At 41.6% G+C, this 9537-nt stretch carries 11 protein-coding genes; 3 read left to right on the forward strand and 8 right to left on the reverse strand.

Features of this window, described 5'->3' with window-relative positions; genetic code table 11:
- Positions 1-8: 8 nt before the first annotated feature.
- Together rimI and tsaB are read right to left on the reverse strand one after the other, a co-directional pair.
- Positions 9-473 (reverse strand): ribosomal protein S18-alanine N-acetyltransferase, encoded by a 465-nt coding sequence (rimI, locus tag E1160_RS02300; protein WP_155153377.1) that lies wholly within the window; start codon positions 471-473, stop codon positions 9-11.
- Entirely contained in the window at positions 473-1195 is a 723-nt protein-coding gene (gene tsaB / locus E1160_RS02305; protein ID WP_155153378.1) for a tRNA (adenosine(37)-N6)-threonylcarbamoyltransferase complex dimerization subunit type 1 TsaB, read from the reverse strand. Before tsaB ends, rimI begins: the two co-directional genes overlap by 1 nt.
- 270 nt (positions 1196-1465) lie before the next feature.
- Between tsaB and E1160_RS02310 the strand changes: the two genes are divergently transcribed.
- Positions 1466-2410, forward strand: coding sequence for a polysaccharide deacetylase family protein (locus E1160_RS02310; RefSeq protein WP_218048659.1), 945 nt, complete (start codon positions 1466-1468; stop codon positions 2408-2410).
- A gap of 61 nt (positions 2411-2471) precedes the next feature.
- On the opposite strand, the gene E1160_RS02315 is transcribed toward E1160_RS02310, so the two are convergent.
- The 5 genes from E1160_RS02315 to E1160_RS02335 all read right to left on the reverse strand — a co-directional run bounded on the left by E1160_RS02315 (position 2472) and on the right by E1160_RS02335 (position 7654).
- The gene (locus tag E1160_RS02315; RefSeq protein WP_155153380.1) at positions 2472-3470 is read right to left on the reverse strand and encodes a glucosaminidase domain-containing protein; all 999 of its coding nucleotides are present in this window, start codon (positions 3468-3470) and stop codon (positions 2472-2474) included.
- A gap of 414 nt (positions 3471-3884) precedes the next feature.
- On the reverse strand, positions 3885-4460 hold the full coding sequence (locus E1160_RS02320) for a NifU family protein (protein WP_155153381.1): 576 nt from the start codon (positions 4458-4460) through the stop codon (positions 3885-3887).
- 185 nt (positions 4461-4645) lie between these two features.
- The gene (locus tag E1160_RS02325) at positions 4646-5179 is read right to left on the reverse strand and encodes a universal stress protein (protein ID WP_155153382.1); all 534 of its coding nucleotides are present in this window, start codon (positions 5177-5179) and stop codon (positions 4646-4648) included.
- Positions 5180-5287: 108 nt separating this feature from the next.
- Positions 5288-6307 (reverse strand): DUF2333 family protein, encoded by a 1020-nt coding sequence (locus tag E1160_RS02330; RefSeq protein WP_155153383.1) that lies wholly within the window; start codon positions 6305-6307, stop codon positions 5288-5290.
- Positions 6308-6337: 30 nt separating this feature from the next.
- Positions 6338-7654, reverse strand: coding sequence for an MFS transporter (locus E1160_RS02335; protein ID WP_155153384.1), 1317 nt, complete (start codon positions 7652-7654; stop codon positions 6338-6340).
- Between the two features lie 216 nt (positions 7655-7870).
- Between E1160_RS02335 and E1160_RS02340 the strand changes: the two genes are divergently transcribed.
- Together E1160_RS02340 and E1160_RS02345 are read left to right on the forward strand one after the other, a co-directional pair.
- On the forward strand, positions 7871-8083 hold the full coding sequence (locus E1160_RS02340) for a hypothetical protein (RefSeq protein ID WP_155153385.1): 213 nt from the start codon (positions 7871-7873) through the stop codon (positions 8081-8083).
- A 95-nt stretch (positions 8084-8178) separates the two neighbouring features.
- A complete protein-coding gene (locus E1160_RS02345) occupies positions 8179-8868 on the forward strand; it encodes a hypothetical protein (protein WP_155153386.1) in 690 nt (229 codons plus the stop codon).
- 20 nt (positions 8869-8888) lie between these two features.
- Here E1160_RS02345 and E1160_RS02350 read toward each other — a convergent pair whose 3' ends face one another.
- A complete protein-coding gene (locus E1160_RS02350) occupies positions 8889-9503 on the reverse strand; it encodes an SEL1-like repeat protein (RefSeq protein ID WP_155153387.1) in 615 nt (204 codons plus the stop codon).
- Positions 9504-9537 lie beyond the last annotated feature (34 nt).

Here is a 9537-nt window from a genome sequence, read left to right on the forward strand (position 1 = left end):
TACTTTTATTATAACTTCTTCCAAAGATTATAGGCATCAACACGGATACCACCCACACGTTTATAATATCCTTTTCGCCGAGATAATTCTTCATAGCCCAACTTAAAATACAGTCCTTGAGCCTGTTTGTTGTCAGCCGCTACTTCCAGAAACATTTTCTCGGCTCCTTGCGCTTTTGCTTGAACTTCCGCTGCTTGCATTAAAGTAAAAGCCAGACCTTGTCCTTGTACAATAGGATCAACAGCGATCGTTAATATCTCAGCTTCTTCAAATAAGCTACGTGCCAGAACAAACGCGACGAGCTTCTTTGACCCGTTTTCAGTCACGCGATATCCAAATGCGCCTTTCATGCGCAATAATTCCAATAAGGCAGCCTCACCCCAGGGCTCAACGAAGGCACGACCATATACATTCGCAGCCTCTTTAAGGTCAGTTTTTTGCAATGCACTTAATTGATATGGAGATTGAGTCATTAGTGACCAGCAGCTTTAAACAGAAATTTTGGTTTTGGTGGTGTTGCATCCGGCGGACGCAAATATAAAGGCGCAGGCGCAATTTCGAAAGCAGCCCTTCCCATTGCATTATATTTATCCATTGCAACTTGGCCAAAAACACCAGCATCTGGTTGGCTATTCTCAGATCCAAATTCGAACTCGCAATCCGCCACAATCGCCTCCTGCTTTAATCTCTCTGCACCATCTCCACAAAGAAAAATCTGCTTTCCTTGAGACAGAGTCTCAAACTTTTTCGCGATAGAAGATGCCAAAAGCGCTTCAGGCTCTCCCATAGACATTCCATTGTGATCGAAGAATTGGATATAGTAATCCATACGTTTGGTTTCGATCACCACAGCCACAAGCGCCCCTTGAAAATTTGATAAATCTTGAGCCACAAGCAAAGCTTCCATTGTCGTTACACCAACCAACGGTTTCTTGGTGGCAAGCGCTAATCCTCGCGCGGCTGACAAACAAATGCGAATACCAGTGAACGCACCTGGCCCTACTGTGACGGCCAACACATCCAAATCGGGAAAATCTATGCTAGATTTTTTCATCACCTCTGCTACAAAGGGCATTAGATTCTCGGACTGGCCCCGTGGCATATCTTCAAACTTATGCGCCAAAACCTCGCCATCCTGCCAGACCGCAGCGGAACATGAGGCACATGCACTATCAAGAGCCAAGAGCAAAGTCACAATGAATAATCCTGTCTATAAAATCTAAAAATTGAACCTATTAAGAATACGTATTTGCCCCAAGGATACAAGAGAGCCTATAATGGCTTGATTCTATAAGATTTTTTCTATTCACAATTCCTGAAAATTCAGGCAATATAGTTGCGTTGCAACATAAAACATTTTGAGCCAACCATGAAGTCTAAACTTTTCCTTCTTTGTACCTTTCTAGTAGGTCTTTTTTCAATATCCTCTATTGCTGCTGAATTTAATCATTCAGGGGTCGCGATCATGTATCATCGTTTTGGTGAGAATGATTACCCCTCAACGAATATCCGTGTAGAGCAGTTAAAGGAACATATACAGGAACTGACTTCCGGCAAATATAATGTAATGCGCCTAGACGATATGATGGCAACATTGCAAAAAGGTGAAAAACTTCCTAATCGCAGCGTCGCTATCACAATTGATGACGCTTTTGTTTCTGTCTTTAATGTCGGCTGGCCCATGTTTAAAGAAGCAGGATTACCAGTGACTTTGTTCATGTCTGCTGGTCCAGTTGACCAAGGTCAGTTTGACTATATGACCTGGGACCAAATTCGCCAAATGGCGGCCGAAGGAGCGGATATTCAAGGGCATAGCCTTAACCATTCCCATTTACCACTTTTGCCAACCCAGCAAGCTTTTGCAGAGATAGAAGAAGATCATGCACGCATTACTGAAGAATTAGGTAAAACACCAACTCTGTTTGCTTATCCTTATGGCGAAGCTAGCAAAGACTTAATGGATTATGTACAAGAACTTGGATATAAGGCCGCTTTCGGACAGCATTCAGGTGCAATGACACCGATGCATAATCAATTTTACTTACCACGTTTTCCAGTGAATGAACGTTACGGTGAATTTGATCGATTTAAAATGTCCATAAATGCCGTTGGGTTACCAGCCACAGATTATTTGCCAATGGATCCATTACTCTATGCATCTGGTCCGAAATCTGAAAACAACCCACCTCACATTGGCTTTACGCTGCCTGCAGATTTAAAACGTGCGAATGAATTGGCTTGTTATCATTCTCAAGTTGGTAAGATTGAGGATATGCAACGCATTGGCAGTCGCCGCATTGAATTACGCTTTAATGAAAAATTCCCAAAAGGCCGTACCCGTGTCAATTGTACATTACCTGCAGCTGATAATCGCTGGTATTGGTATGGTATGCAATTCTTCACGAAATAAAAATAAAGCCCATAAGAAATTCACTCATATGGGCTTTTCTTATAGATCAAACTGCAAAGATTTAATTCAAACTTGCCAGTTTCGTACCACCTAGTTGCGCGTCATCGAAACGCGCCATCTGATTGCTATTAATGATATTTTGCAACAGATAAACATATTCCATGCCTTTTTCAGAATAGCGCTGCAATCCCATAGTTAAATCCAACCCGGTTGCATCAATACCTTGTTTACGTAAATCGGCACGCAAATTACGTAACTCACGATAGGCGCGATTAGTATTCAGATTATGCACATAGGCCACAACAGAATCTAAAGGTGATTCAAAAGATTTGATCTTATGGGTTTTACCTTCTTCACGTCCATCCGGAACAATACCCTCATCCCCCCAAGTCCACTGACCAAATAAAGCATTCCCTTGACGGGCAAAACGAGATGTACCCCAACCACTTTCAATCGCTGCTTGCGCCACTGCCAAAGAAACCGGCACCACATCAACACGTTTAATCAATTCAGCCATATCGACTTCGTCCAAACGATAGCTTTTAGCGGTATTTTCCAACCAGTTCTGGTCTGCCTTCGCAATCACTTCACCCTTTGCCTGTTTTTCTGCAATAGAGAGTAAGCGCACACGATCACGTTCAATACGCTCATTTGAAAGCAATACCAAAGGCAACATCATCTTCATGAACAAGGCCTTGCGATCCTGCACCACTTGAATGCTATCCATATCATCTGGGACAGCATCCGGCCAAATGCGTGGCACGGTATAACCGTTTACTTCCAATTTATCGATACTATAGCCGATTTGTTGGAATTTTTTCTGTAACTTCTCAACCGTATGCGTTGCAAGTTTTTGTGGTTTTTGCGCCGCTTCCTTTACCTCGATTGTACTGGTCACAGCCGGTAAAGGCGCATCGGGTTGTAATAGGCCAACGACAGCTAAACCTACACCAAATCCAACAATCACAGTAAAAATCCAAGAACGCTTCACAGCTTGAAAAAGATCAGCTGGCGTCAATTCACCGGATTTCCGACCCGTCGTATTCAGGTTCATACTCATGGTTCTATACACAAATTGCAGATGGGCTTCATGATATTAAAAGATGCAAACACATCTTTTACAACCTCAATCCTACGGACATTATTCTGACTAAATAATGCTCCCACCCGACTACTGTTTTGCCTTTAAACTCCATCAAGAAGATAACTTCCCTCGGATTTAAAAACGACAGCATTTACAAAAGAAACAGACCCATTCATAAGGCCAATTTATTCAATATCTATGCATTATTAACAGATCATATACCACATAAAGTATATAGTTTCTACATTTAATCTGTTTATCTCTTCTCTTATATTAGCAATTTTAGCCATAAAAGATCATGCCGTCTACAGGACTCTTTGCCTAACAACAGGAATAAGAACCTATCAAATGACGGTATCAGGAATTTGATCAAATTTTTGGAAAAAATGCTTAACCGGCTGGTCGAACTTCAACCACTTCCGGAATATAATGGCGTAACATATTCTCAATACCCATTTTTAAGGTAGCAGTGGAACTTGGGCATCCAGCGCATGCACCGCGCATGGATAAATAAACCACGCCTTCTTCAAATCCATGAAAAACGATATCGCCGCCATCTTGTGCAACAGCTGGACGGACGCGTGTATCCAATAACTCTTTGATTTGCGCGATAACTTGATCATTCTCCCCATCACCCACAGGGGTTTCTGCATGATCGGAGTCTTCAACAACGGCTGAACCTGACATAACAGGCTGTTCGGTTGTGAAATGTTCCATAATTACGCCCAAAATAGATGGCTTCATCACATACCATTCTTTTTCGTCTTCTTTTGTAACTGTCACAAAATCATGACCGAAAAAGACACCAACCACACCCTCAACACCAAAAAGGCGCTCCGCCAATGGAGATTTGCCACTCGCCGCTTCCAAAGACGTAAAGTCCGCTGTCCCTTGTTCCAAAACCACACGGCCAGGAATAAATTTCAACGTTGCAGGGTTAGGGGTTTGCTCTGTTTGAATGAACATTGAGAAATTCCTTAAATTCCATCTTTTGCTGCCAATATATTATAAGGGGAGTTCTTTTCCCTTTGGCAAACTATCAATTCGCTTGAGCAGTAAATAGGGCTTATGCGGTTCAATTTCAAGGAAAACCGAAGTTTGACCTGTGATATATTGTCATGAGCTTATGGAAACAATTGAGTTATAATGATCTAACTCACTGTCAAAGCATCAATTTCTTCATCTGATAAATTCCCCGGCACGATGGTAAATGGCGTACGCATTCTTGCACGACCTTTACCTGTAAGATGACTAATCACATGATCATTTGACTCTTTTTCAGCACTCGCCGCCAAAACAACAATAGAAATAGTTTCATCTTCTTCTAACAAATCAAATAGCTGATTAGCCCTATCGCCTTCACGCATATAGATAATTGGATAGCTACCACATAAGTCATTCACAGTCTCTGAAAGTTTTTGTAATAAAGCTTCCGCTTCTTCACGAGCTTCTTCTTTCATCAAGGCTTCCACGCCTAACCAATGGTGGAATTCCGCATTATCTTGGACATGTAATAACGCAACCATACCACCTGTATGTTTGGCACGAAGACTGGCAAATCGAAGGGCTTTTGGCATTTCTGCACTATCATCCACAAGAACCAGAAAAACCCTAGGTCGGGTTTGAAATTCCTTTCTTGCATGGAAATCCCCTATGTCTACCGAGGCACCCGTCTCATCTGACATAACACTCTCCCTCAGGCTAAATATTTTAACTTAAAGCCTTTTATATTTTTTGCTACTTAGAAGTTTATCAGTAATTTTTTTCCGATCAAAGAAAAAAGAACCAAGAAACTATTTCAAAAGAACATTGGAAATTTCACGAAGTTGAGTACGTGCACGAAGTAAATAGAAGCCCTGACCTGCCAAATGACTAGGCATAATAAAACTATCCGGTGCTGCATTTGTCACCAATAACGGGTCCATACTTGCTGCTTCCTGTAAAGAAAGAAGCATCTGATCCCAAGCTTTGGTAAGTTTACGCTCTTCAATCACATTCGCATAATCGGTTTTTAAACCCTTGAGAATGAAGTAATAGGCATAAAGGCGCCCTTTGGTGCGGTAAAACACATCATCGGTATCAAAGGAAAAGGCCGATAAATCTTGAATGGTGCTATCAATTACGGCAGAAGCTGAACCTAAGTCAGCTGTAATGCGATCGATTGTCGCAAGCAGGTTATCCCCACGACGTTCAAAAATCGCCTCCCCCGCCGCAAGACGTCGATTATAGTTTTCAAAAGATTTAACCGCCAACATATATTGTTGCGCAGACGATCTTTGTGGCAACCAGCTTTCTGAAATATCATACACCCAAACATCAGGTTTATATTTAAACAGGCCCGCCGCTTTATCCAGATCTTCATCCACCTGTGATGATCCACGCACACGACCTATTTGATCCGACATTTCAATTGCAAAGCGACTAATAGCCGAAACCATACCCTTTTGGAAATTTGGCATATTATCCAATGCCGAGCCCGGCATAAAAAACGGATCCATCGCAGTCCAGCGATACTCTTCGATTTCCCGACGCATCAAACCTGCCGCATTGGCTACGGCTTCGGATTCTCCGGGATTTAAGATCGACGTATAACCTAGATTATCATCTACCTTATGCACGATCAGCATGCCAATCGGATAATAAAGCCCGATCACCAGAACAATCCCGATACCAATCGATTTAAGCAGTTTTTTATCCCCACTTAATCGGTCACGAAGAGACATGAGTGGTTGAAAGTCAACCCACCAGTCTTTAATATTTTGCCAAATATTCATCATACATAAGGAAATAAGTAAGATTGCTTTATCTTTCAAGTCTCTAATGCATGTATATTGACGAAACCATCAAGATGAGGAGGTTTCCTGCTTCATCTTATCTGAACCCGCTGACTCTACACCTTGGCTTTGCTTACGTTTTTCCCGCATCACACTATCCAAAGCGGCGTTATACAATTGTTTACCGCCAAAACTGGTACCGGAAATCGGCATAAAGACAGATTTTCGTTCAATATTGCTTTCAGTTCTGACACGCACCAACATCCGTAACGCCGTAAAGCACGTTAACGTGACGGCAACAGTCGCCGTATAATAAAATAAACCTGTTGGCCCAAATGATCCCATAATTTGACCTGCAGCAATTGGACCAATTGAGGCGCCAATACCATAAGCGACCATCACACCTGCTGCCACCTGCACCCGCATACTGGAATCTGCCATATCATTAAGCTGAGCAGCCGATAAAGGATAAACCGTATAGGCAATCCCCCCATAAACAGCTGCCATAGCAAAAAGTGCTATTCCGACATTTTCCGCAAAGCTAACCATAATGGTGGACATGCCAAAGGTGGCCACTGCCACAACAATAATCACGGCACGGCGATCAAATCTGTCCGACAATCGCCCCACGGGATATTGCATCACCATCGCCCCTAATACGAAACAGGCCATCAAGGTGGAAATATCGGATAGCTCCAACCCCATTTCCTTACCAAAGACAGCCCCCATGCCATTCACCGCTGCATTCATCAAACCTGCTGCACAAACACCGATCAATCCAAGGGGGGAAATCTTAAACAGTTTAGGCATAGATAAACGGATCGCCGGCTGCGGTGGTGGCGCTTTTGACCGTGTTAAAAGGATTGGCACAAGTGCCAGAGATAAAATGATTGAAGCAATAATAAATAATTCCGTATTTTTTGGATCATCCAGCAAAATCAGGAATTGTCCGATACCAAATCCCAAATAGTTGGTGATCATATACATAGCCATGATCTGCCCACGGTTGGAATTTTCCGAATTCCCATTCAACCAGCTTTCCACAATCATAGTCATACCGGACAGACAGAAACCTGCCATCAAGCGCAAGACAAACCAGAAAACCGCATCAATCCATAATACGTGACTTAATACTGCCACCGACATAATAGACGCTAAAGCAGCAAAGGCACGAATATGCCCAACGGCACTGATAATCCTGATGGCGTAAACAGCCCCAATCAACATACCAAGAAAACTACCAGCCATAATAATGCCAGTCGTTTCCGTAGTGAATCCTTCCAGTCGGCTACGCAAACCAAGCAATGTATTGAACATACCATTTGCAGTAATCAAAAGCCCAAAGCTTAATAGAAGGGCAATAACGGGACGGATGATAGACAACATAGCATCGAAACTTTCAAGTAATTCAAATACCTAAGGCAGTGTCCGCCCATTTGAAACAATAGGCAATGACTTAATTGAGGAATATTAGGCACAGCTATAAGTCTGAATCCTGAAACATCGGCCAATTAAAAATAGAACAAAAAGTAAATATATTAACAAAAATATATTTATTTACTATATGTTCTTAATAAATCAATCCAAATGAAGGAATATTATATGGTTTCAACCGATGTTGAAGCGCGTGAATTGGCGCGCCTAAAGAAATTAATGAAGAACCCGTCCTATTGGCGTGACCGCAACCCAGCTATTGTAAAGGCCGTTACCAAAGGGTTTGAAGACCTCTATGATTACCCGAAACAGAGTGAATCAGAGGCCTCTAAACTTAAAGACTTACCCGAAGCCCGTCAGGGGCAAATGGCCAATATTTAGGCCTGAATGGCTTAACGAATAAAAAAGATGCATATATCGCGCATCTTACACCGGGCGAAATTGTTCTGCCTCTTTCCGCCCAAACCGAAGAGGTTATGGCCCTTATCTCACAAATTCTCGGCAAAGATCTCCCCATCTATACTGTTGGGTCCGGCAAAGAACAAATCAACCCCGAAAGCGGCCTTCCTGCCTTTGCAGATAATTGGTTTGAAACAACCAATGAGCCTGGAAACAACCCAAACAATTCTTTCTCACAGAATGCATATTTATCAACAAATTCAAATGAACTGAACGAGAATACTAATCAGTCCGTCAGCTTGAATGAAATGCAACCCGAACAACCAGATCAGTCTAATAACCAGCTATGCTTTAGATTGAACGTAAAATTGAATGAAGAAAAAGGGGAGTTAGATTTACTCGAACGGAAAGTAAAGAATTTATGCACGAATGCAGCTGCGAAATGTAAACAATATGAGGCGCAAGAAAGTAACGAAATTGCAAAAGCAGGATTTGCCGCAGGTGCCGCAACCTTTTCTACGCTCGGCTCCATGTCATCTTCAGCTGCTATAGTAGGATTCTCTAGTGCTGTAAAAGTATTACTAGCGGCTATTGCAGTATCACAGTTTTGGCGAGCAGTTGATCGATATTTCGACCCTCTTGATCAACAAGTTAAGGAACTAGAAGCCAAAATAATACAGCAAAAACTTAATATTAAAAACGCAGAGACTAATATCCTAAATGAAGGATGTAAGATAGAGCAAGTTCCGCCTATCACTTTTCGTTAAATCTCTAAAGAGCAGTTTTTCTAAAACTGCTCTTTTAACCCTATAGTCCAACGTAAAATATTTTTTATACGTCCAAACCAAACTTCTAATTCTGAAATTGGTTCTTCTGTCCGAAGCTTTCTCTCCCAATGCTCTTGTTTAACAAGATCATTTTTTAACTCAAAATAAAAATGAATCAGAAAAGCTTTCGCTATAAAATGATCCTCCTCGCCCGCAATTAGCAAATGATATTCTGCCAATTCAAGATCAAATAAAGGACAGTCTTTTTTAGCATAATTTCTTCCCAACACATAATGTGCATTCACGCTATTTTGCTGACTTAGTATGTTCAATGATGTTTCAATTTTTTCTTCACATGTGAGAGTTCCACCTAATCCATATTCCCGCAAAAATATCCATTCATTGGCAGCTTCTTTATGGCCGAGATGATAGGCACGATTGAAATATTCATAGGCCTTTGCATTATCCTGATACACAAAAAAATGTGAGCGGTATTTAACCCCTAAAGCATAGGCAGTGTCCGCATTTTGGATATTTTCCGCCTTAAGTTCAGATGTATAGCTGGAATAATAACTCGCAAAAATTAAACTGGCGATAACAAAAAACACCCCAACAATTCCAACAAACATTTTCAAAAAAATTTCTATTCATTATGCCTTCCATCAAAAT

This window comes from Curvivirga aplysinae (assembly GCF_009711445.1).
GTDB classification, from domain to species: Bacteria; Pseudomonadota; Alphaproteobacteria; order UBA8366; family Aestuariispiraceae; genus Curvivirga; species Curvivirga aplysinae.